This is a genomic window from Winogradskyella tangerina, assembly GCF_003260205.1.
GTDB lineage: Bacteria > Bacteroidota > Bacteroidia > Flavobacteriales > Flavobacteriaceae > Winogradskyella > Winogradskyella tangerina.
Map to the genome: position 1 here is coordinate 595,128 of NZ_QERF01000001.1, position 22,857 is coordinate 617,984.

Annotated in this window: 20 protein-coding genes; 13 read left to right on the plus strand and 7 right to left on the minus strand. The window is 35.3% G+C overall.

Annotation, left to right across the window (positions count from 1 at the left end):
• Window positions 1–36: 36 nt before the first annotated feature.
• From metG to DDY94_RS02660, 4 genes are read left to right on the plus strand one after another with little or no spacing between them, the layout of a single operon-like run.
• Window positions 37–2,091 (plus strand): methionine--tRNA ligase, encoded by a 2,055-nt coding sequence (metG, locus tag DDY94_RS02645; protein WP_111682468.1) that lies wholly within the window; start codon window positions 37–39, stop codon window positions 2,089–2,091.
• Window positions 2,092–2,145: 54 nt separating this feature from the next.
• On the plus strand, window positions 2,146–4,536 hold the full coding sequence (locus DDY94_RS02650) for a hypothetical protein (RefSeq protein WP_111682469.1): 2,391 nt from the start codon (window positions 2,146–2,148) through the stop codon (window positions 4,534–4,536).
• Window positions 4,537–4,541: 5 nt separating this feature from the next.
• Window positions 4,542–6,947 carry a hypothetical protein gene (locus DDY94_RS02655; protein WP_111682470.1) on the plus strand — a complete coding sequence of 802 codons (2,406 nt, stop codon included), beginning with the start codon at window positions 4,542–4,544 and terminating at the stop codon, window positions 6,945–6,947.
• Window positions 6,948–7,850: a histone deacetylase family protein gene (locus DDY94_RS02660; RefSeq protein ID WP_111682471.1), complete on the plus strand. Its 903-nt coding sequence runs from the start codon at window positions 6,948–6,950 to the stop codon at window positions 7,848–7,850.
• 40 nt (window positions 7,851–7,890) lie between these two features.
• Here DDY94_RS02660 and DDY94_RS02665 read toward each other — a convergent pair whose 3' ends face one another.
• Together DDY94_RS02665 and DDY94_RS02675 are read right to left on the minus strand one after the other, a co-directional pair.
• A complete protein-coding gene (locus DDY94_RS02665) occupies window positions 7,891–8,988 on the minus strand; it encodes a slipin family protein (RefSeq protein WP_111682472.1) in 1,098 nt (365 codons plus the stop codon).
• Between the two features lie 2,077 nt (window positions 8,989–11,065).
• On the minus strand, window positions 11,066–11,683 hold the full coding sequence (locus tag DDY94_RS02675; protein ID WP_157957217.1) for a tetratricopeptide repeat protein: 618 nt from the start codon (window positions 11,681–11,683) through the stop codon (window positions 11,066–11,068).
• Window positions 11,684–12,578: 895 nt separating this feature from the next.
• Between DDY94_RS02675 and DDY94_RS02680 the strand changes: the two genes are divergently transcribed.
• The 6 genes from DDY94_RS02680 (at window position 12,579) to DDY94_RS02700 (ending at window position 17,322) form a co-directional block, all read left to right on the plus strand.
• The gene (locus DDY94_RS02680) at window positions 12,579–13,097 is read left to right on the plus strand and encodes a ferritin (protein ID WP_111682474.1); all 519 of its coding nucleotides are present in this window, start codon (window positions 12,579–12,581) and stop codon (window positions 13,095–13,097) included.
• A gap of 395 nt (window positions 13,098–13,492) precedes the next feature.
• Entirely contained in the window at window positions 13,493–14,860 is a 1,368-nt protein-coding gene (locus DDY94_RS02685; protein WP_111682475.1) for a T9SS type A sorting domain-containing protein, read from the plus strand.
• Between the two features lie 100 nt (window positions 14,861–14,960).
• Entirely contained in the window at window positions 14,961–15,803 is an 843-nt protein-coding gene (locus DDY94_RS02690; protein ID WP_111682476.1) for a helix-turn-helix domain-containing protein, read from the plus strand.
• A gap of 90 nt (window positions 15,804–15,893) precedes the next feature.
• A complete protein-coding gene (locus DDY94_RS16075) occupies window positions 15,894–16,049 on the plus strand; it encodes a hypothetical protein (protein WP_157957218.1) in 156 nt (51 codons plus the stop codon).
• Between the two features lie 154 nt (window positions 16,050–16,203).
• Window positions 16,204–16,752 carry a carboxymuconolactone decarboxylase family protein gene (locus DDY94_RS02695; RefSeq protein ID WP_111682477.1) on the plus strand — a complete coding sequence of 183 codons (549 nt, stop codon included), beginning with the start codon at window positions 16,204–16,206 and terminating at the stop codon, window positions 16,750–16,752.
• 177 nt (window positions 16,753–16,929) lie between these two features.
• Window positions 16,930–17,322, plus strand: a complete 393-nt coding sequence (locus DDY94_RS02700) for a cupredoxin domain-containing protein (protein WP_111682478.1) — start codon at window positions 16,930–16,932, stop codon at window positions 17,320–17,322.
• Window positions 17,323–17,391: 69 nt separating this feature from the next.
• Here the strand turns inward: DDY94_RS02700 and DDY94_RS02705 are convergent, their stop codons facing one another.
• The 5 genes from DDY94_RS02705 to DDY94_RS02720 form a co-directional block, all read right to left on the minus strand.
• Window positions 17,392–17,724: a single-stranded DNA-binding protein gene (locus tag DDY94_RS02705; RefSeq protein WP_111682479.1), complete on the minus strand. Its 333-nt coding sequence runs from the start codon at window positions 17,722–17,724 to the stop codon at window positions 17,392–17,394.
• A gap of 366 nt (window positions 17,725–18,090) precedes the next feature.
• Window positions 18,091–18,222, minus strand: a complete 132-nt coding sequence (locus DDY94_RS16295; protein WP_262627047.1) for a hypothetical protein — start codon at window positions 18,220–18,222, stop codon at window positions 18,091–18,093.
• Window positions 18,223–18,648, minus strand: coding sequence for a hypothetical protein (locus DDY94_RS02710; protein WP_111682480.1), 426 nt, complete (start codon window positions 18,646–18,648; stop codon window positions 18,223–18,225).
• Window positions 18,645–18,827, minus strand: coding sequence for a hypothetical protein (locus DDY94_RS02715; protein ID WP_111682481.1), 183 nt, complete (start codon window positions 18,825–18,827; stop codon window positions 18,645–18,647). Before DDY94_RS02715 ends, DDY94_RS02710 begins: the two co-directional genes overlap by 4 nt.
• Before the next feature lie 98 nt (window positions 18,828–18,925).
• Window positions 18,926–19,867: an IS1595 family transposase gene (locus tag DDY94_RS02720; RefSeq protein ID WP_111682482.1), complete on the minus strand. Its 942-nt coding sequence runs from the start codon at window positions 19,865–19,867 to the stop codon at window positions 18,926–18,928.
• A 154-nt stretch (window positions 19,868–20,021) separates the two neighbouring features.
• On the opposite strand from DDY94_RS02720, the gene DDY94_RS02725 reads away from it, so the two are divergent.
• From DDY94_RS02725 to DDY94_RS02735, 3 genes are all read left to right on the plus strand, one after another.
• On the plus strand, window positions 20,022–21,284 hold the full coding sequence (locus tag DDY94_RS02725) for an ImmA/IrrE family metallo-endopeptidase (RefSeq protein ID WP_111682483.1): 1,263 nt from the start codon (window positions 20,022–20,024) through the stop codon (window positions 21,282–21,284).
• A 5-nt stretch (window positions 21,285–21,289) separates the two neighbouring features.
• Window positions 21,290–21,877 carry a P63C domain-containing protein gene (locus DDY94_RS02730; RefSeq protein WP_111682484.1) on the plus strand — a complete coding sequence of 196 codons (588 nt, stop codon included), beginning with the start codon at window positions 21,290–21,292 and terminating at the stop codon, window positions 21,875–21,877.
• A 498-nt stretch (window positions 21,878–22,375) separates the two neighbouring features.
• Window positions 22,376–22,696, plus strand: a complete 321-nt coding sequence (locus DDY94_RS02735; protein ID WP_157957219.1) for a ribonuclease E inhibitor RraB — start codon at window positions 22,376–22,378, stop codon at window positions 22,694–22,696.
• Window positions 22,697–22,857 lie beyond the last annotated feature (161 nt).

Here is a 22,857-nt window from a genome sequence, read left to right on the forward strand (position 1 = left end):
TATTGTGTACTTTTGTAGCTTCAAATTATTGAAATCATGTCTAAACGATATACCATAACAGCAGCCTTACCCTATACCAATGGCCCTATTCATATTGGTCACTTGGCTGGTGTTTATGTACCCGCAGATATTTACTCGAGATATTTAAGATTAACAGGAAATGATGTTGCCTTTATTTGTGGTAGTGACGAGCATGGTGTGCCTATTACCTTAAAAGCAAAAAAGGAAGGGGTTACACCACAGGATATTGTAGATAAATATCATGCAATTATTAAAGCTTCTTTTGAGGAATTCGGTATTTCGTTCGACAATTATTCGCGTACCTCGGCGAAAATTCATCATGAAACTGCATCTGAGTTTTTTAAAACACTTTATGACAAAAATGAATTTGTAGAAGAAGTCTCGGAGCAATTGTACGATGAGGAAGCTAATCAGTTTTTGGCCGATCGTTTTGTGATTGGCACCTGCCCAAAATGTGGTTATGAAGAAGCCTATGGCGACCAATGCGAAAACTGCGGAACCAGTCATAATGCTACAGACCTCATAAATCCTAAGTCGGCTATAACTGGTAATACACCAACATTAAAGAAAACCAAGCATTGGTTTTTACCATTAAACAAACACGAAGAATTTCTAACAGAATGGATTCTTAAAGGCCACAAAAAAGATTGGAAACCTAATGTATATGGACAAGTAAAATCTTGGATAGATGATGGTTTACGCCCAAGAGCGGTAACACGAGATTTAGATTGGGGAATTCCGGTTCCTGTTGAAGGTGGTGAAGGCAAAGTCCTTTATGTTTGGTTTGATGCTCCCATTGGTTACATCTCCTCAACCATAGAATGGGCGGAGCGCGAAGGTAAAAATTGGGAAGATTACTGGAAGGATGAAAATACGACACTCGTACACTTTATTGGTAAGGATAACATTGTTTTTCACTGTATCATTTTCCCATCCATGCTAAAAGCCGAAGGGACTTACATTTTACCAGAAAACGTACCTGCCAACGAATTTCTGAACCTAGAAGGAAATAAATTATCGACATCTAAAAATTGGGCGGTTTGGCTACCAGATTACCTTAATGATTTCCCGAATCAACAAGATGTGTTGCGATATGCCTTAACGGCAAATGCTCCTGAAACCAAAGACAACGATTTTACTTGGAAAGATTTTCAGGCAAGAAATAATAATGAGCTCGTTGCCATTTTTGGTAATTTCATTAACCGTGTAGTGGTTTTAACCAATAAATACTATGATGGTGTAGTTCCGGAGCCTTCGGAATATTCGCAAGTAGATTCAGAAACTTTAACTGAGTTACAGGCTTATCCAGCTGTATTGGCTAGCTCTATTGAACGTTACCGCTTTAGAGAAGGAAGTCAGGAGCTAATGAACCTCGCACGTTTAGGCAACAAATATTTAGCAGACGAAGAACCTTGGAAAACCATCAAAACGGATGAAGATCGTACTAAAACTGTAATGTTTGTTGCGCTTCAAATTGCAACGGCTTTATCGGTTTTATGCGAACCATTTTTACCATTTACATCAAATAAATTGAAGGGTATTCTGAGGTCAGAAGACCATTCTTGGGATGATATTCCGAAAAAGGATATTCTATTACCGGCAGGACATACCATTCAAACTGGAAAGCCTGAGTTACTGTTTTCAAAAATTGAAGATTCAGATATTCAAAAACAACTCGATAAATTAGAAGCCAATAAAAAAGCAAATGAGGCTGCCAACAAAAGTGTAGAACCACAAAAAGAGGAAATCACCTTTGACGATTTTACCAAACTCGATCTCAGAGTGGGTACGATCTTAGAAGCCGAGAAAATGCCCAAGACCAAAAAGCTACTTGTACTAAAAGTAGACACAGGAATTGATGTACGCACCATTGTTTCTGGTATCGCTGAAAGTTTTAAACCTGAAGAGGTTATAGGAAAACGTGTTACCGTATTAGTAAACTTAGCACCTCGTAAATTAAGAGGTGTTGAAAGCCAGGGAATGATCTTAATGACCGAAGATAAAAATGGCGACTTAGTTTTTGTCAATCCCAGTATTGACGGGGTCAATAATGGCTTAAAGATTAGTTAAAACTATAGGTTTATGGTATGGTTTTTGATAACTTTATATGAAAAAGCTATCATCATGACTAAAACTCTACCTTCTATTGCTAAAATTTTCTTTATTTTTTTAATTTTCTCCGCTTGGGGCTTTTCACAAAGTGCTGAAGACATTGTGGATGACTATTCAGATTACACTGAAGCACCACGAGAAGTGGCCTACGCCCATCTTAACAAATCAACCTATGTTGAAGGTGAAATGTTAGGCTTTACTGCCTACATTTTCGACAAATTTACCAAAGAGCCAGCAAAAATGACTAAGAATCTTTATTGCACAATTAGCGATGAAGAAGGCAACGTTTTAAAGAAAAAACTGCTTAGAGTCAAAGATGCTGTAACTTCAAATATTTTTGAAATAGACAGCTCTTTAGCCACAGGTACATATACCTTTAAGGCTTATACCAACTGGATGAAAAACTTCAGAGAGTCTAATCATTACGAACAGACTTTTAAAGTTATTGATGCTGATAATTTGCAAGAAATCAAACCTATAAAGCCTGAAGATATAAATATAGATCTTCAAATTTTGGGCGAAGGTGGTCGTATATCATATAATCTTAATAACGTCGTAGGGATTATTGCAAAAAATCAATTTGGTCTAGGAATCAGTGGTGTTTCTGGTCGCATTGTTGATGCTAATAATAGTATTGTGTCTGATTTCAAACTGAATGAGGTCGGACTGGCAAAAACAATTCTCAATCCAGATCCAAAGGAAAAATACTTTGTTGAAATTGATGTATTAGACAAAGTAATAAAGAAGGAAATTAAAGACATTAAACCAATGGGGCTGTCAATGACCTTAAATGCCCTAAACAACAGTGCTACCATTAAGATTGAAGCCAATGATCTTTTCTACGAGAAATTTGGAGATCAAATTTTGAAATTGGCCTTACACGATGGAAGCGAAATAAAGATCACTGAATTTCAATTGAATGAGGATGGCTCCATCATATTTAATTACCCGATAAAAGAGCTATTTTCAGGTATTAACATCTTCACGGTTTTTACTGAAGATAACAAGCCATTATTAGAGCGTCTTCACTTTAATAAGAACGGTATTGATATGGCTAAAATTGAAAAAGTAGAAGTCAAAAAGAAGAAAGACAGTTTAGACATTAATTTAAAATTGAATAGTTTCAATTTTTCAAAATGGTCTAATGTGAGTATTTCTGTGCTCCCGAGCGCAACAAAATCGTACAATCACCATAATAATCTTCTATCACAATTATACATTCAACCTTATGTAAATGGCTTTATTGAAAATGCATCTCAGTATTTTACCAACACAAGAGAAAGCAGCTACAATCTCGATCTTTTACTTTTAACTCAGGGTTGGAGTAGCTACAATTGGAATGACGTATTCAATTACAATGATCAATTTATTTATCCTTTTGAACGTGGCATTGACATTGTTGGAAATATAAACGGAGACAATCCAGGAACTTATGTGATCTATCCGATGCAAAACTCTAGTACGAGACTATTCGATATAAAAGAAGGTGAAAAGGTCTTTACTGTGAAAGAAACCTACCCTATGGATAAAGACATGCTGCAGGTAGGCTATATCGATCTGAAAAATAAAGGATTTACAAAAAAAGCTGCGCTTTCAGCGCAATATTTCCCTTCTGCATTTCCAGATTTTGATAAGACATATAAAACTCCAACAGAGGTATTTTCGTCTCAAATGCCTTCGCTAAAAGACATAAAACTAGATAAGTCTTGGCTGCGTGGAGAGGTTCTTGATGAAGTAACCATTGAAGGAGAAAATGATTACACACGTGCCGAAGAATTAAAAAATAAGGTTGTGAATTCGCGAGTTGCAATTCCTGATGATCGTATAAAATTGAGAAACCTCAGATTAGATATTTATCTACAGCGTTTAGGCTTTGTGACTCAGTTCGATTATTTCTCAGGGACTTTAAGCATCAACAACCCAAGAGTAAACTGGGGAACCACTGTGCCTCTAGTCTATCTAGATAATGCACTTTTAACATCGCCAGGTAGTGTTTCTGATTTTAGTGTTCTTACCTTCATTTTTATGCAAGATGTCGATTACATAGAGTACGAATTGTACGGTGTAGGTGGCGGTATTAGAGGAAATGCAGGGTTTATTAAAATTTTCACTTCGCCAGAATTTAAATTGAAGCGCAGTGGGCAGGAAGTTCAAACTTATGAAATCCCGTTAGCTTTCAGTGAGAATAAAGAATTTTATGTGCCAACGTACGGACTATACAATTCACCATTTTTCAACGAATACGGAACGATTGATTGGACACCTAATGCCACTATTAATAATGACGGAACCATAGATCTCTCGGTTTTAAACACCAAGAACGACATTAAACTTTTTGTAGAAGGTATTGTCAATGATAACAATTTTGTATCACAAACTATCACTGTAGAATTACAAGATTAAGTGGTATGAAAAATATTCTTTTTGCTTTAATTAGTCTTACGGCTGGTATAGGAGCGTCATCTCTAAACGCGCAGAAAAAGCTCAATCCAATTGACGCCTATGAAACTTATGCTGAAGCGCCTCGAGAGGTAGCTTATGTACACCTTAATAAATCGACTTATATCAAAGGTGAAATGATCGGATTTACCGCTTATGTATTTGATAAATACACTAAGGAACCGTCTCAGCTTACTACAAATCTGTATTGTATCATTTCTAATAGTCAAGGCCAAACCGTTAAGAAAAAACTCATTAAGGTGAATCAAGGTGTTGCTTCGAACGTTTTTGATATAGATAGTACACTTTCAGATGGCATATTTACCTTCAAAGCGTATACCAATTGGATGCGCAATTTTGATGAACAAAACCACTTTGAACAAACGTTCAAGGTTATTAATTCTGAAAAAGTAGACCTCATAAAACCTGTAAGTAATAAAGATATTAAAGTTGATCTTCAAGTTTTAGGCGAAGGTGGTCATATCCTTTACGATGTTCCGAATAACCTTGGCATTATTGCCAAAAATCAATTTGGATACGGAATTGCCAATGCCTACGGTTCTATTGTTGACAATACAGGGACCGTGATGACGGAGTTTCAACTTAATGAGGTCGGACTAGCAAAAGCACTTTTTACACCAGCACCCGATAAAACCTACACGGTTAATCTAGAGTTAAATAACAGAACAATCAAGCAGCCGATTTCTGGTATAAAGCTGAATGGTCTTATCATGAATTTAGTGCCATCACCAGACAAGATTACCTTATTGTTGCGCACTAATTCTAGATCACTAGAAAATCTTGCTGATAAATCTTTCAAACTTGGCTTGCACAATGGTCATAAAATGATAACGAATTCAGTGTCTATTAATAATGAAGGCATGGCAATTATAAGTTATCCTAAAAGTAAATTATTGGCGGGCATGAATATTTTCACGGTTTTCGATGAAAAGAACAATCCAATTCTCGAGCGACTTTATTTCAACAAAGAAGGTATTAAACAGCAAAAAGTTTCAGATGTAAAATTCAAAACTTATAACGACAGCCTCGATATATCCTTAGGTATTAAGACTATTGATCCCAGCAAATTCTCAAATCTAAGTGTTTCTATTTTGCCTTCAGATACAAGATCATATAATCACAACAATAATATTTTGTCGCAATTATATATTCAACCGTATGTAAAAGGAAGTATTCAAAACGGTGCTCAGTACTTTTCAAACAATAGCAGAGAAACCAACTATAATTTAGATCTTTTACTTCTTACTCAAGGTTGGAGCAGTTATGATTGGAATTTAATTTTTACGAGCAAATCAAAGGCATACAATTACTCTTTTGAACGCGGTATAGATATCGTTGCTAATATCAATAATAAGAAGTCTGGCGCATACATTGTTTATCCGCTCGCCCAAAATAACACGCAATTATTTGATGTTCCGAAGAATGAGAATGCCTTTACGATCAAAACATCATTTCCTAATGAAGACGATATTCTAAGAATAGGATACCTCAATACGGTTAAAAAGGAATTTAAGGCCAAACCCTCCTTGTATTTGCAATCTTATCCGGCCGAAATTCCAGAATTTGATGGCAATATGTCTATCATTACTGAAAATTATACCCTTAATGAGACTTATATAAATCCTAACCAGGTGAACAATGCAAGGGACAATGCGAGCAAGGTCACCAAACTCGATGAAGTTTTTCTTGAGGGCAAAATTGATAGGGAAACAGAAATTGAAAAGCTCAAGGAACTAGCAACTTACAAACGATATGATTATGTAAAGGAGAATATAAAGTTAAGAGGTATGCGACTTGATATTTATTTACAACGGCTCGGATATTATACAGAGTTTGAATATTTCTCGGGATTACTGATCATAGAAAATCCAAGAGCTAGTGGCAAAGATCCTGTACCTCTGATTTATCTGAACGACGCTCTACTAACTACTCAAGGTAAAGAATCGGACTTCAGTATTTTAACCTTCATCACTATGGATATGGTAGATTATTTCGAGTATGAACCTTATGGCATAGGCGGCGGATTACGAGGAAGCGCAGGATATATAAAAATATACACAACTCCAGGCTTGCCCGTCAATAAAAAAAGAGATCTTACCGCTACTTTTGATCTGCCTTTGAGGTTTGATAAGCCCAAGACCTTTTATACGCCAAAATACCAGACGTTTAATTCTGATTTTTTCCTTGAGTACGGAACCATCGCATGGCAACCCGACCTCACCGTTGACGAAACAGGTTTAGCTGACTTCAAAATCTTGGATACTTACACGAGCTCAATTGATCTTTATATTGAAGGAATTGTGAACGATAACGAATATATTTCACAAAGAATAACGATCGAAAAGGCCAATTAAATGCTCAAAATAGCATTCCATCCTATATATAAACACCCACTTCCTGACGGGCATCGGTTTCCTATGGAAAAGTATGAGCTTTTACCAGAGCAGTTACTTCATGAAGGCACCTGTGTGGATGCTAATTTTTTTGAACCAGAGAAACCTAATGATAAATTTATTCTGACGGTTCATGAGCCCGACTATTATTACGATCTGGTCAATATTACTTTAGATCAGCGCGCGGCACGTAAAATTGGTTTTCCGCTAAGTGAAGTTTTGGTAGAACGAGAAGTTATTATTGCCGACGGAACCATTAAAGCCTCAGAACATGCTTTAAAGTATGGAATTGCCATGAATATTGCCGGTGGAACACATCATGCATATACCGATCGCGGTGAAGCCTTCTGTTTGCTCAACGACCAAGCCATTGGCGCGCGATACCTTCAGAATAAAGGTGCTGCCAATAAGATCCTAATTGTTGATTTAGATGTTCATCAAGGAAATGGTACGGCTGAAATTTTTCAGGATGACGACACCGTGTTTACTTTTTCTATGCATGGTAAGAGCAACTATCCTTTCAAAAAAGAAAAAAGTGATTTGGATATTGCTTTAGACAACGATACCGACGATGCCACCTATTTAGCCATTCTGAAGGAAACTTTACCTCAGCTTATAGAACAAGAACAGCCCGATTTTATTTATTATTTGTGTGGTGTAGATGTCATTGCATCTGATAAATTAGGAAAGCTGGGATTAACGCTCGAAGGATGTAAAGAACGCGACCGATTTGTACTTCAGACGTGTAAAAATCATAATATCCCTGTAATGTGTAGCATGGGCGGTGGCTATTCACCCGATATAAAAACCATAGTCGATGCACATGCCAATACCTTCAGGTTGGCTCAAGAAATATTCTTTTAAAAAAAGCGCAGATGAATCACCTGCGCTTCTGACTACCCTCTTATTTTCCAGAGAAAATCTCCTTCAATTGAGTTACCATATTTCCATTACCTGAGACGGTGATCTCACCAATTTTCTCAGCGATCTTTTCAACATATTCCATCTCTTTAAGTTTGTATAACATATCATTCTCCTCCATCAATTTGGCAGTGTTTAACAAACTACGAGTAGAAGCTGTTTCTTCACGTCTCATAATTACGTTAGCTTGTGCTTTCTTTTGTGCAACTAAAACCTGATTCATGATGTCTTTCATTTCACCTGTTAAAATCACATCTCTTATACCGCAATTTAATACGGTAACACCGAGCTTTGATGCACTTGTCTTAACGTCTTGAAATACAGCTTCTGCAATATTATCTTTACGTTCTAACAATTCATCTAAAGTGTAAGCACCAACATAAGCACGCAATACCAATTGCATTGTAATGTATAATTGCTTTTCATAATCCTTGTTTTCTAAAAGCGCTTTTTCTACATCAGTAACTTTATACTGTGTATAAAAGTTAATTCTGATAGCTGCTTTGTCCTTAGTTAACAATTCCTGACCTGCAATTTCTAATTGCAACTGACGTAAATCGACTTTTGCAATTTTTATTGAAGTATCATTTCTCCAGAAACGGTAAGTACCACCTTTGAGTGTCTTGGTGTAGACATCATCGACTAAAAGTACGGCCTTTTCGTAGGCTGCGACTTCAAACGTTCTGATGTACTTACTTACTTCGTAATTGCTAAAGATTGACTTGTCGAGGTTCTCTGTGATGTAGATCTTACTGAGATCTACACGGATGTAATCACGTTCAATTAAACCCTTCCAGTAGACGAAACGACCAGCCGGCAAAACAGTTTTAAATATGCCTTTTTCATAAAGCAATACCAATTCACCGTCCTTTACTTCAACAACATCAAGCATAGCAGCTAAAACCTCATCTTTTAATAAGATCTCTAATGCTATTGGCGCTGTAAACATAGACGCTAAGTCGTACATAAATACACGCTGCTTGTAACCAAGCCAGTGTACTCCTTGGGTAATAACTCTAAGGTAATCACCTCTTTTGAATACTAAACCTACGTATCCTGCATTAATTCTTACTCGTAACATTGTTTTCAATTTTTAATTAAACATCATTTTTGCCAACTAAGGCGAAATGGTAATTCATGTAACGGACGGATTACCAGCTTCAAACGTTTACCGACGAGTTCAGTAATTATTTGAAGTTTATCTTCATTTTTCCTATTCGATTTAAAAAATAGCAGATCGCAAATCATCTCATCCATACGGAATAACTAATTGTAAACCCTGCCATGATTAGTGCATTAACTCCTAGTTGAAAACCAGCAAATTTTGCTTCATTATCAACCTTCGATCAATGGAGTAATCACTTTGTGAGATTACAGTTTTGCCATTCAGAGTATATCTCAGATTGCTTGTTATTGAACACTAATTGTTACTATTAAAGCCAATCTACAATCTACTATTTTGTCATTTTTAAAAAGCAGTATAACGACTGCGTTGCTATCAGTTTTCCAAGTTGATAAGCTTAGGCGGTTTGTAATAACCATCCTGCATTTTAAGTGCAGTGCTCTAACCAACTGAGCTACAAAGTCTAAAATGGTGACTTTGACAGGAATCGAACCTGTGCAATTTTCCTATTGTTCTGACCTACTGAACTACTTCCCCAATTAACGGTATATCTTAGTGGGGAAGGCGGGAATCGAACCCACGACCTATAGAATCGCGACTATTTTTTGGCTAACAGTCAGAGCCTTCAAGTCTAGTTGTATATAAAAACATCATACATCTCTGCAACGAATTATACAATAGTGCTATACCGAAACACCCAACAAGACCAGCTTGATACCTTCATTATTATTGCACCTCTTATCAGATTCGAACTGATACTCCCACATCGGTGGACAGATTGGCTCTAAATGCGCTTCCCTACTTTTAATCCTGTTAATTTCGGTGCTTCTGCAAATTCTATTCATTAGCAAGCGCGTCACTAACAACATCATCCAATCACTCCGTGGCTACGATAAGGATCTTTTTCCACAGCTCTTCCCTTTGAGCTAAAGAGGTGTATATTTTAAAAAAGCGTTCTGAGAATACCTCCGCTTTAGAATAAGCTTTCCTAAGATTATAGCCGTAGCCCTTCCTTAGTTTTCCACGCTCATCTCATTGCTAGAGAATCGCGTACTTATTCGATGCCTAATACATTGTAGCTGTTCGGCAACTTAGACTTGGCCTGCATAGTGGTACTTAGACCACGCTTTGCAATTACGAGGGTTGGCTCCCTCACCATTAGTAGGCGTCCTCATTGCGAGGCGGCCTATTAGAATGTTCACCGCACAGTAAAGGTTTGCGGCCTTTACTGCCCCATATATTGCAATGGGTTTAGGCAACTACTAGCTGCTACAATGTCCGAAGTCTTTCGCTTCTTTCTGTTTTTAAATAACAGCGCTTCTACCAAATTGAGCTATCCTGAAATACTTATCAGGACTAGGACTCGAACCTAGACTATAAACTTCGACCTAGGAGAAGGGCTTCGGAAATGGCTTCGTAGATTTTTGCCTACAAAATACCAACCTTCTCCATGCATGTTTCCCAACACACGGTATGTTGAGCTACCGAACGCTTTCGGGTCGGGTACCTCTAATACTGCAACAAGCTCCGCAAGGCTGGATGACCTACGCGTAACCTATTACTACAACTTTTCCTATTGATGTCTCCATCTCAAGCCTCATTAGCATTGGCTATAAATTCTAACCAGTCTCGGCGGTCGCCCCTGACTAATCGTAACCTACGTTTGTTGCTTGCTTACCTGCACTATTTTCCGAAGAAAACAGTCTCCACCTACAGTGTCTGTAAGCAGATTTATCCTTGTTACCAAGTTTATCTGAGGACGATAAGCCGCCCCATCTTACCTTAACCGAAATTAAGGTTTGATGATTTTTTTAGTATGAAATCCGTTTTTCAGAATTTCATAATATTTCAATGATCGTCATTTAAAACAAACAGACCGATAACTGTATGTTTAAATGTTTTTACTTTAATGTTTATCAAGATTCGAACTTGATCCTAGCGGATATACCTCTCGTGCGAGCCATTACACTATAAACATCTCAGTAAACAGAGACAAACCAGGTTTGCCTCTGCTTTTGGTCTCCTTTCTTTTTATTTACAATAAATTGTTTAACCTATTCTGAAACCAACTTTTTTGTTGTTTTTCAGCCTCTTTCTTAGCCTGAGTTTCAGTGGCTTTGTCCTCGTTAACTTTTGCTTGTCTTTTTTTAGTAACTCGAGACAAAACCCCTTCAACGAAATGAATAAAATCATCATTCAAGGCTAATTGCTTTGCTTCTTTGAGGACTTTTTCTGCCTCTTCATACTTGGCTAAGCTTTCGTACAGTTGTCCTTGAGCAAGTGCAATACTGGCTTTACCAACACCTTTAATTGTCTTAGCAAAGTCGATCAATTTTTGAGCTTCTTCATAATCTTCATTATTGATCAATACTCTGATATAATCTGGGTAAATATCTACCGCTTCAATATTGCTTGCCAAGGCACGTTCGAAGTAGGATTTTGCTGTTTCGTAATCTCCTAATTGCTCATAGTGCACTTTTGCCATCAAATGCAAAGCCTTCGTATTTTCTGGGTCGTAAGCCAAGGCATAATTCAAGGCTTCAACCGCTTTCTCCAATTCCCATGGGTAAGCTTCAATAACTCTAAACAAATGGGTGTTATATAAATTATTTTCCATCATATTAGTTATTGTACTGAATAAATTATTCAGCAAGTTTGTACTGTTTTAAATGCATCTATTTCTTGAGATGCGCTTAAAACTGTTCAGATCTGGTGATCTCTTATGTTTAGAAATGTAAAATCCGAAACAGTTAATTTGCTTCGGATCGTAATTTGGAGAGTAATTCTACAAATAAAACCGAAGCCCTATAAATGACTCTTGGTCATTGCTAAAATGTTTAAATGCTACTGCGTTCGTTAGCATGGCTTTCTTGTTTTTATTATTATTAATTATCGGCAGCTGATATGATCAATTCTGCGGTGCAAAGATGAAAACTATTTTTAAATAAACAAATATTTTTTTGTTTTATTTTATTGATTTTCAGTTACTTATGGTTAATTTAGAGCAAGGGTATTCCTGTCCGCTTTCAGCAGATTATTGAAGGTTTACACAAGCTTCTGTTTTTCAAATGCTTAATCTTCAAAGGCTCTTATTTTATATTTTAAAATCTTGTTTCAAATTATTTGTAATTTTTTTTACTTCATATATAATTTTATTGGGTAAACGCTCTAGTTTGCAGTCTAAAAACTGCTCTTAAAATAAAAAAGCGCCCAATTTAGTGGACGCTTTTCAATCTATTTATGTTTTGTAATTACTTTATCTTAGGTAACATTTTAAAAATAGATACAAAGTGTCCTGGCTCGTTGAAATAATTCAATATTATTTCCTCGATAATCCCACTGTGTTGTCAGTGATCCTGGCGCTTTATGTACTATTATATTTCTCATTTGCATTGCAAATATGCCATATTTAATTTATAAAATCCAAATTTTGAGTTGATTGATCTTTAAAACTACTTCAAATTAGATTAAATCTGAATAGGCTACTGTTTCTACAATTAACTCCATTTTAAGGTTTTAGTCACTATTTTTGTAAAAAATTTGAAATTATGTTATCGAAAACAATAGAAAACGCATTAAATAAACAAATTCGTATTGAGGCTGAATCTTCTCAAGTGTACTTAGCTATGGCTGTTTGGGCTGAAGTTAAAGGTCTTGAAGGTATTTCTAACTTTATGTATGATCAGTCAGATGAAGAACGCGAGCATATGCTTAAGCTTGTAAAATTTGTGAACGAACGAGGTGGACACGCTCATGTTTCTGAATTGAACGCACCAAATGTATCCTTTAATTCATTCCAGGGGATGTTCGAAAAATTGCTTGAGCATGAAATATTTGTATCTGAAAGCATTAATGAATTAGTACACATTTCATTACAGGAAAAAGATTATGCTACGCATAACTTCTTACAATGGTATGTTGCAGAACAAATAGAGGAAGAAGCTACCGCCCGAACTATACTAGACAAAGTAAATATGATCGGTGATGATAAAGGTGGTCTTTATTTATTTGATAGAGATATTCAGCAATTAGCTGTAGTCTCTGCAGCAGATACACCTGCCGAATAAGATTTATTTAATCCCAAAAAGAACACTGATATTGGTTAAAAACTAGTATCAGTTTTTTTTGTTTTTAAATGTTAAAGTTTATTTAGAATAAATTAAAATAACTATTTTTGCGCCATTGTTTCGTAATGAATGGGCAAGAAGAAAGACAAAAAACTAAGAAAGCAACGTATAAAAGTACTTGAAACATCTGGCTCGGATGGTTTAGGTAAGGTTAAATCTAAATGTTGCAAAAAGTATAAAAAGGCAGAACACAAACGCTGTAAAAAGTGCCCATGCTTTGATCTTCTGAAAAAAGTGGCCTAACTCCAGCTGTGTAACTCCTTTTTAGGCAAAGTGTTGCATTTTATTTTCGTTATCTTTGTTAGTAAATATTGTTTAATTAATTGCTATGAATTATGAAGAAAACTACGTTTAAAAAGGTTCATCTTATTGCCCTTTTCTTTATTTGCCTGTTTTCAATAAGTTTTAGTACAGCACAAGAAACTGAACAGAATGAGGTTCCTGCTTGTATTATGCCAGTACCAACTGATGTCAACAGAGTATACATTCCACCAAGAGATGCCGTGCAAGAACGACTTGCTAGTCGTGGCACAAGCTGTTCAAATATTATCGTGAACTACATTAATTTCCCGGTAAACCCATCAAACCCGTCAGAACCAGGTCCGGAGCAAGTAGCATTTCAATTTGCAGTAGATATATGGGAAACCTTATTAGATTCACCTGTCCCAATCAGGATAGATGCCAACTGGGTTGGTTTAGGCGCTGGAGTATTAGGTAGTGCGGCACCTGCATATTTTGCTACCGTACCAGGTGGTGCTACAAGTACACTTTATGCCGGTGCTTTGGCAGAATCTATTGTGGGTTTTGAGCTCAACGGCTTTAATTCTACTGATATTGTTTGTAATTTCAACTCTCAATTTAGTAATTGGTATTTCGGAACAGATGGTAATCCTGCATTTTTTGAAGTGGATTTTGTGTCTGTAGTATTGCACGAATTAGGTCATGGGCTCGGTGTTGCTGGCTTTGGTATTGAATTGAACGACATGGGATATATTAGAAGAGATATCAGTGGACAAACTGTTTCAGCAACGTCTAGTTTCCCAAGTATTTGGGATCAGTTCATTGATTCTGAAGATATATTTGCAAATCCGGTTAGTATTCTCGACGAATCTCAATTTCCAGATCCATCAGCAATAATGTTAGCACAATTTGAAAGTGATAACCTTACCTGTAACAGTCCAATTGCCGTGGCCCAAAATGGAGGTGTGCCACCAGCTACTCAAGGTGGTATAGAGACTCCTCCTGGATCAGGTAATTTTGAGTTCAGACAAGGTTCTAGTTATAGTCACTGGGACGAGGACACCTTCAATGGTACGCCAACAGCACTAATGACGCCATTTTTATCTAACGGTGAGGCCATTCACGATCCTGGTAATGTAACACTCGGCTTTATGGAAGATATGGGCTGGGTATTGTGCCAAGGTTCGTTGAGTACGGAAGATTTTACAGCTAATGAGGTTAAGATCAGTCCAAACCCATTTAGATCACGAATAGATATCTCTATTGCGAATGGCTTTAATGATACTTATAAAGTAGATTTGATTGATATAAATGGTAGAAATGTACTATCACAAACAAAAACGGCCATTAACGGAGCTTTAGAAATAGATCGCTTAGAAAACTTAGGTGATGGTCTTTATTTTATAACTATTACCAATCAAAACTCTAATCAGAGTGTAACTACAAAATTGATAAAGAATTAAGCACAGACTTAATTTCGAATAAACAAAAGAACTTAGCACACATTGTCTAAGTTCTTTTTTTTTTGCGTAAGGATTTTGAACTTTTTCAGACCTAAGATTCATGACACACCATTTTAAGGAATTTTCTACCGGAGCACTTTTCAATATAGGAAACACAGAAGATCTTGAATCTTTCAATCAACCAAAGCAGGTTAATCTTTACACCTTTATATGGGCACAATCACAACCTGTAGAATTGATCATAGACAGCATTCCGATTACGCTTCAACCCAATCATATAATTGCCTTAACTCCTATTCAATATTTACAATTTGTTAGTGGTGACGATGTCATAGTATATCAGTTCAACAGAGAGTTCTATTGTATTAAAGATCACGATCAGGAAGTGAGTTGTGTGGGTATGCTTTTCTTCGGAAATACGAATATCCCGATCATCAATTTGGATGAAAAAGAGCAATATAAATTTAAGATCTTACACGAAGTCTTTATCGATGAGTTAGAAACAAAAGATAATATTCAGGCTGAAATGCTTCGGATGCTTATGGCCAGATTCATCATAAAAAGCACGCGCCTTTTGAAGGCCAAAGAAGGCATTATAGAAACGCCCAAAAGTTCTAAAGTAGATCTACTGCGTTCTTTCAACTTTTTAGTAGAGCAACATTTTAAGGAAGAACACAGTGTTACTTTTTATGCCGAAAAACTATTCAAATCGCCAAAAACCCTTTCTAATAATTTTGCAAAATTAAATCGTAGTCCACTTCAAATTATTCATCAACGTATTGTGTTAGAAGCTAAACGTCTTTTAACATATACAGATAAAAGCGCCAAGGAAATTGCCTATGAAGTCGGATTTGATGATGCCTCGCACCTCAGTAGATTATTCAAAAAATACACTTCGCAGTCTCCTTCAGAATTCAAAAGAGGCATAAATATCTTAAGTTAGGAAATATTGACAAGCCCAAGGGCAAATTCTTCATTCTTTAGCATCGGTATTGCGCGCATCTTTGCAGTGTAATATTAAAACAACAAAACGATGAAATTAAAGAACATATCTATTTTCAATCTTATTGAAATATTCAGAAGGAGTCCAAAGCGTATTGTAAGCACAATTATTCCGAAAACACATTGTGAGCAAAAACACATTCACGATTACTATTGTGACGCTGAAAAACCACATGTGAACGCCTAAGGAAAAAATGACAAGCCCTAGGGAATAATTAGCATTCTATTTGATCCCTTTCTGTCGCAACTTTGTACCAACAAAAATTTAAAGCTGAATAAGCATCAGCAACAAATAAATATTAACAAACCCTGAAATCAATTCAGAATAAAAACAAAAAATTATGAACACATTTAATGTACCAACCAGAGAAAACGTAAGTGCTAACAATCAAGCAATTTTCGATAACCTAAATAAAGCACTTGGATTTGTGCCAAATCTATATGCAACTTATGCACATAGTGACACGGCCTTAGAAAACTATTTGAACTTTGCCAATGCAAAAACGTCGTTGTCTGCTAAAGAAAAGGAAGTTGTAAACTTAGCGGTTAGCCAAGTCAATGATTGTATCTACTGTTTATCTGCGCATACTGCAATTGGAAAAATGAACGGTTTTACCGATGAGCAGATCTTAGAATTAAGAGCTGGATATTCTTCAGTAAACACCAAACTAGACGCTTTAGCAAGATTAGCTAAAAACGTTACTGAAAACAGAGGCCGCACGGACGAAGCTGTATTAGAGAATTTCTTTAACGCCGGTTATACAAAAGCTAATTTAATCGATACGATTTCTTTAGTAGGTGATAAAACGATCTCTAACTATATACACAGTACAACACAGGTTCCTGTTGACTTCCCTGTAGCACAACCGCTAGAACCACAAACCGTATAAATATTAAAAGCACGGTCTTAGGGCACCGTGCTCCAAATAGTTAATGTAAGGAGCGCTTTGAATATAATCCCAAACAAACTATCTCACTTACAAAACTTGTGACTTAAACCTATTAATTAGCCAGATTTAAATTACTTATAATCAAATAAATAAACAATTTTTTTAACATTTAATATCATGAAAAAAATAATTTCAATTCTAGTTATCGCATTAAGTTTCACTTTAGCGGGTAACGCACAAGACAGCATGAAAAAAGATGCTATGATGAAAGACTCTAAAGCAACTGTGGTGTCTTTAGAACAAACAAAAGGGGAGTTTACCCAAAAAACCTTAACCTTAGCTGAAGGCGATTACATTTTCGAAATTGCTAACAATAATGTCGGTCACCAGGTAGGGTTTGTATTGGCGCCAAAATCTAACCCAGATGCGCATATCAAAACAGCTTATGTTACAAAGGCTGTAGACAACAACTCAAAAGAAAGTACTAATGTTACCACATTGGCCAAAGGTGAGTATGTGTATTTCTGTCCGTTGAACCCAACACCACAATACACGCTTATCGTAGAGTAGTTAATTTAAATTTTATAAACGAAAAAGCGCGGCTCATCAGAGCCGCGCTTTTTTTATGGGTCTAAGGTTCTACTTCCCTAGCATCAACAATTCGTTACAAACGACTTCCGTGGTGTAGCGTTTAATACCGTCTTTATCTTCCCAACTGCGTGTGGTTAGTTTGCCTTCAATGGCTACTTCTTTGCCTTTGGTTACAAACTTTTCAATTATTTCTGCTGTTTTGCCCCAAGCTACAATATTGTGCCATTGGGTATCTGTTACTTTTTCTCCTTTAGCATTTTTATAGCTTTCATTTGTAGCTATTGAAAACTTGGCGAGGATTTTACCAGATTCGAGGTTAATGATTTCGGGATCATTTCCGAGGTGACCAATTAACTGTACTTTGTTTCTTAATGTACTCATGTGTTTTAAATTTTAGTGATTAAACAGTCAATACTATCGTGTAAATGCTAAAGCCATTAGCACAACAACGACGAGACAAAGATGAGATGGCCAACCTTAATTAATCGGTAGTTACCTATTTAAATTCGTTTGTAAGTATTTGTAGTCGTTTGTAAATAACTATTGCTTTGTGGATAGGGGCAGCTATATACAATAAGGGACAAATTAATCTAGTAATTTTACAAAACGAAAAATGTCGTTTTTTTTAATGTGAAGTACGCAATTCATCTGACCGTCTTTCCCTTGCCACCGATTCAGCAATTCGAGATTGGGCATCTTGCCTACCATTCAAGGTATAACCAGACTATTGCAGTCAAAGAGCGTGGACTATTCGTCCTTTTTGTCCTCTTTAGGTTTAGGGACAGATATTTTTAGAACGTCGTCGAGCGTGCCATCTATTGACAGTTTTTCCTCGTACTTTTTAGCACGTTCCTTTTTGTTTTTTTCTTTCTTAGCCATTTACCATTCAAGGGTTATTTCTTTTTTGACATAATCTAAAGTTATCTTGAACTTTTCAAGAAACATATTAGTGCCTAGAATTGGAGGCAAAGAATTAGACATGATAGTATTCCCTACCACTTCTAGAGTTCTTAAAACCTTTTTTCGAGTACTGTCTAGTATTTCTATTTTAAAAGGATGTACATAAGTATCTATTTCAGTACCAGAAATACCTCTTGTGCCTTTTTCCTTTTTACTTTCATTATCCAGTTTATGTCCAACATTCATTGTAATCATACTTGGAAAAGTACAACAATCTGCACCTGTATCTATCATTGCCAAAGTATGAATTGCCTTATTTGTATTATAATTTATGATTCTTATGGGTATTTTAGGTCTTAAAATACCATTTTCGCCTTTTCGAAATGGATAAGTGTATTTATTCAAAAGACAAAATTATAATCAACATTTGTTTCAAAATCTAGAATAAAGTCCTCTCCAGATTCTTCTGCCTTTTTTAAAACTTCTTCACCATCAAAACTTTCATAAATAACCTTGTTAGTTTCTATGTTAATAGCTCTAATTGTAATTAAATTTTCTTGTTTAGATTTTTTGTCATTAGACATTGCTCTCGGTTTTAAAAAGTGTGCAAAAGTAACTAAGAATATGTTACTTTTGCACTAAAGTATGTAATTTAATGATAAATACAATCTACTTTAACTTATTAATATACAGTACTTATTAGTTTCTTATAACTTAAAGTACTTTCACTATCTACTAAAAACTTTTCAAATCTTTCTTGACTAGATAAACTTCTAGTATTAAATCTAGCTGCAAATTCATCTAGATAACGTTCTAAATGCTTTTCGCTAACTTGGTGGTAAATTCCATACAAACCACGCTTTAGTACACTCCAAAAGTTCTCAATCGTATTGGTATGGACTTGTCCATCCACATAAATATTCAAAGCGTGTTTTACACTTTCATGGGTGTAATACTTTTTTAGATGATTATATACTGGCGCTTCGTCAGAATAAATCGTTGATCCTTGCGGAACGTGTCTCGCTATAAATGCTCCCATATTGCGCAACTCCGAATTAGGGACGTGTTTTAAAACTACATTACCGTTTCGCTCAATGATACCAACAACCGTTTTCTTAGGCGTATAAGGTTTACCCTCATTGGTAAAGTTTTTATCCTCTAATGAACGGCGTTTGTTAATATGCTTATTCTTTTCACGACCACCAATATAGGCTTCATCAACTTCTACCATTTTATCCTTTCCCAATACCTGTGGTGCTTTGTCCTTTAGCATTTCTCTAATACGGTGCAAAACAAACCAAGCCGTCTTTTGAGTAATACCTAAATCTAAAGCTAATTGTACCGAACTGATACCCTTTTTATGAGTTGTGGCTAAGAATATAGCTGCAAACCATATTCTTAACGAGATTTTAGAGCCATGAAATATAGTACCGACCTTTACAGTAAACTTTTTATAACATTCGCTATTGGCGCATTTATGACCCCTATTGGTTTTATATGTACGCTCACTACCACAATGAGGGCAAACAGGTGTTCCGTTCCAACGGATCTGCTCGTAATACTCTATGCAAGTGTTTTCGTCCTTAAAGTAATCTAAAAGCTGTGGTAGAGACTTGAAATTCATTTTATTTTAGGTGTTTGTTGGGACAAATATAATGAAAATATATTAATTGTTGATATTATGTTCACAAAAAGTTTGGTAATTTTTCCAAACTTTTATGTAAAAGCCTATTTTTGAGTAGTATAATTAAAATTAAGTTTGGTAATTTTTCCAAAACATGAATAGTAACAATAAACATAAAGATGTAGATAAATTGCTTAGAGGTCTATTTAATGAGAACACTAAGCTTCAGAACTTTGAACTGATAGAGTTATTTGAACAGCGATTGGCCGATCTTTCAATAACGAAAAATCAAGCTTGTATTATTTTGGATATTGAACACAAAACTTTGGATAGTGTATTAGATGGTACTTCAAAAAAAATAGATTTTCTAGGTATTTTAAAGCTTTCTTACTTTTTAGATATACCTCATAATGATTTTATCGATAAGTACTTCGATTTAACTTTTAAAAACAACAATGAAGATATTGAAATAGTTAAAAAAAGAAGTTTCATAGTTAAGAACTTTGATTTACCCCAGCTTAAAAAGTCTGGCTTTATTGACAGCATTAATGATTTTGATGATATAGAGATTAGGCTAAATCAATTTTTTGGCTATGATACGATATTCGAATTTGGTAAGAATAAATTTACGGCGGCACTAAGTTCAGGTTCAAGAAAAACCAATCAGAAAAGTTTTGACTTTTGGTCAGAAGCAGTATGTAAGAGTATAGATAAAACTCCTAATCCCCATAAGTATGATAGAGAAGGCTTAATTGAGTTTTTCCCAAGAATAAGAGCGTATTGCTTAGACGTTGAAAAAGGATTGATAGCGGTAGCCCAAAAGCTTTTTACTTTGGGTGTCACTTTGATTATAGTTCCTAAATACAATACTGATTTACATTTAAGGGGAGCAACATTCGTAAGAAATGGCAAGCCCTGTATTGCACTGACAAAATACACTCAATTTTACCCTACCATTTGGTTTACCTTAATACATGAGTGCTACCATGTTTTGTATGATTGGGAAGTTATAAAAAAAGAGACTTTTCACTTTAGCATTGAGGTAGAAAACCAAGAGGATCAGAATAATTCCAATATTATTAATGGTTATGAGATAAATGAAAGTGAAGCTAATTATTTTGCTCGTGAATATTTGTTTTCTAATGAAAAACTAAAATCTGTAACTCCTCTTATAAATGATAAATTGTTCATTGAGAGATTTGCTAAAGAAAACCATGTACACCCAAGCTTTATATACAGCTTTTATTTATGGAATAATGGAAGTAAATCAAACTATGGTAAATTCAATAAGTATTTTCCAAAGGAAAGCTATGATAAACTTCTAAAGAATTTTAGTGTTTACGAGGAATCAAAACACTTACCTGTTAATGAACTTACAAAGAATAGAAATAACAACCTTAATTATAATACCCTTTAGCACTTATGAAAGAGAAAAAATTAAAGAATGTAATCCAAGCAAACACAAAAGAGTTAAAGGAATTACAAAGAAAAGAGGAGATACAGACCCTCTTATTCAGAACGGAATCACTACGTCCCCAAAAGGACTATGATAAGGAGTTAGAAAAAATCCAACTCAGAAACGGAACAACAACTTCCCTTAAAGAGATTAAAGATTTAATAAATGATATTCCTAGGGAACACGAATCTATGTTCCCTAACGAAAAACCGTTTTTCTCTTTAATGTTTTATTTAAACGAGTGGAACGATTTAAACCCTCATAACTTTATAAAACCACCAATCTGTGCTAAATGGATAAAACAATATATCTATGGGCGGTTTGATAGAGAAGTTTTACCTACTTTGTTGAAAAAGGAAAATCCAATAATAGCGGGTTATATTAAGAAATATAAATTGTTCCAGTTTTTAAATGATGATGGGCTGATGTTGCTAGAGGGTTATATTAATGATGCAATAGAGGTAATGAAAATATCTAAAAATTGGTATGATTTTGAATTAAAGTACACCAAGTTATACACTTTATCGGTACAATTGAAGCTTAAACTGAAATAGTATGAAAACAATGATGTTTGTAATATAAATATTACTTTGATATACATCTTATCGAATAATTACGAACTTAAATAGATGGTAATGATATTAAGTAATATCTTTAAGTAGAAAACAAAAAAGCACCCAATAGGATGCTTAAAATACTCTCTCTGAGATAGACTGGAAAAGTGCAAATACACCGTTCAAAAGTGTGCCGTCTCTCATTAGGATAGGGCTTTTGACTTACAGTCGGAAAACGTCGGTACTCGCAATACTGACGTTTTTTCATTTATAAAAGTAGTCAAAATGACTACTATCGGCAAATATTTTCGATAAAATGATATCAATTTTAAGGGTTTGTAATATTATTCTTAAAATATTGATGCCATTTTTAGTTTTGAACTATCTTGTCCCTTATTGTATATAGCTGCCTGGATAGGATGATTTGTAGTAATTTTAGTTAAGAAACAACAGGTGCGTTTATTTGCTTGTTGGCGGTAATTTAATAAAGGAATTAAATTGATTGATAAGAGTACAATTCTGGAAGTTTTCGAGGACATCCGCCAAAATGGGGAATGGGATATTAATCGGGGATTACTTTATGGTTATTTTTTTCTAGACGAAAATCGCCAAAAACTTAAAACTGTTGGGGATAACCTCAAAAAGAAAGGTTACACTTTTGTTGACATTTTCAAAGCGGAATCGGAAGAAAATGAAAAAGCGGAAATGTACTATTTGCATATTGAAAAAGTTGAAATTCACTCAGTTGATTCCCTATTTGAAAGGAACTTAGAATTCTACAACGTCGCTGAAAAATTTGGAATAAATTCATACGACTGATTTGATATCGGGGATGTGTATTAAAAAAACTACACACAACAAAGAACTGAGTTAAAAAACAAGTCTTTTTAGCTTAATCTAGATACATAATTTTCATCATAAGGTAATCCTGATTTTGCAATGGCAAATGCTTGTTTCAACAATTTGTTTGCTACTGCGAT

Excerpts from the sequence above, each read along its gene's own strand:
- DDY94_RS16075 (WP_157957218.1), top strand. The coding sequence starts at position 15,894 with ATGAAATTAAAGAACATATCTATTTTCAATCTTATTGAAATATTCAGA.
- DDY94_RS16295 (WP_262627047.1), bottom strand. The coding sequence starts at position 18,222 with ATGGCTAAGAAAGAAAAAAACAAAAAGGAACGTGCTAAAAAGTACGAG.
- DDY94_RS02680 (WP_111682474.1), top strand. The coding sequence starts at position 12,579 with ATGTTATCGAAAACAATAGAAAACGCATTAAATAAACAAATTCGTATT.
- DDY94_RS02700 (WP_111682478.1), top strand. The coding sequence starts at position 16,930 with ATGAAAAAAATAATTTCAATTCTAGTTATCGCATTAAGTTTCACTTTA.
- DDY94_RS02690 (WP_111682476.1), top strand. The coding sequence starts at position 14,961 with ATGACACACCATTTTAAGGAATTTTCTACCGGAGCACTTTTCAATATA.
- DDY94_RS02655 (WP_111682470.1), top strand. The coding sequence starts at position 4,542 with ATGAAAAATATTCTTTTTGCTTTAATTAGTCTTACGGCTGGTATAGGA.
- DDY94_RS02695 (WP_111682477.1), top strand. The coding sequence starts at position 16,204 with ATGAACACATTTAATGTACCAACCAGAGAAAACGTAAGTGCTAACAAT.
- DDY94_RS02665 (WP_111682472.1), bottom strand. The coding sequence starts at position 8,988 with ATGTTACGAGTAAGAATTAATGCAGGATACGTAGGTTTAGTATTCAAA.
- metG (WP_111682468.1), top strand. The coding sequence starts at position 37 with ATGTCTAAACGATATACCATAACAGCAGCCTTACCCTATACCAATGGC.
- DDY94_RS02705 (WP_111682479.1), bottom strand. The coding sequence starts at position 17,724 with ATGAGTACATTAAGAAACAAAGTACAGTTAATTGGTCACCTCGGAAAT.
- DDY94_RS02660 (WP_111682471.1), top strand. The coding sequence starts at position 6,948 with ATGCTCAAAATAGCATTCCATCCTATATATAAACACCCACTTCCTGAC.
- DDY94_RS02725 (WP_111682483.1), top strand. The coding sequence starts at position 20,022 with ATGAATAGTAACAATAAACATAAAGATGTAGATAAATTGCTTAGAGGT.
- DDY94_RS02730 (WP_111682484.1), top strand. The coding sequence starts at position 21,290 with ATGAAAGAGAAAAAATTAAAGAATGTAATCCAAGCAAACACAAAAGAG.
- DDY94_RS02715 (WP_111682481.1), bottom strand. The coding sequence starts at position 18,827 with ATGTCTAATGACAAAAAATCTAAACAAGAAAATTTAATTACAATTAGA.
- DDY94_RS02650 (WP_111682469.1), top strand. The coding sequence starts at position 2,146 with ATGACTAAAACTCTACCTTCTATTGCTAAAATTTTCTTTATTTTTTTA.
- DDY94_RS02720 (WP_111682482.1), bottom strand. The coding sequence starts at position 19,867 with ATGAATTTCAAGTCTCTACCACAGCTTTTAGATTACTTTAAGGACGAA.
- DDY94_RS02685 (WP_111682475.1), top strand. The coding sequence starts at position 13,493 with ATGAAGAAAACTACGTTTAAAAAGGTTCATCTTATTGCCCTTTTCTTT.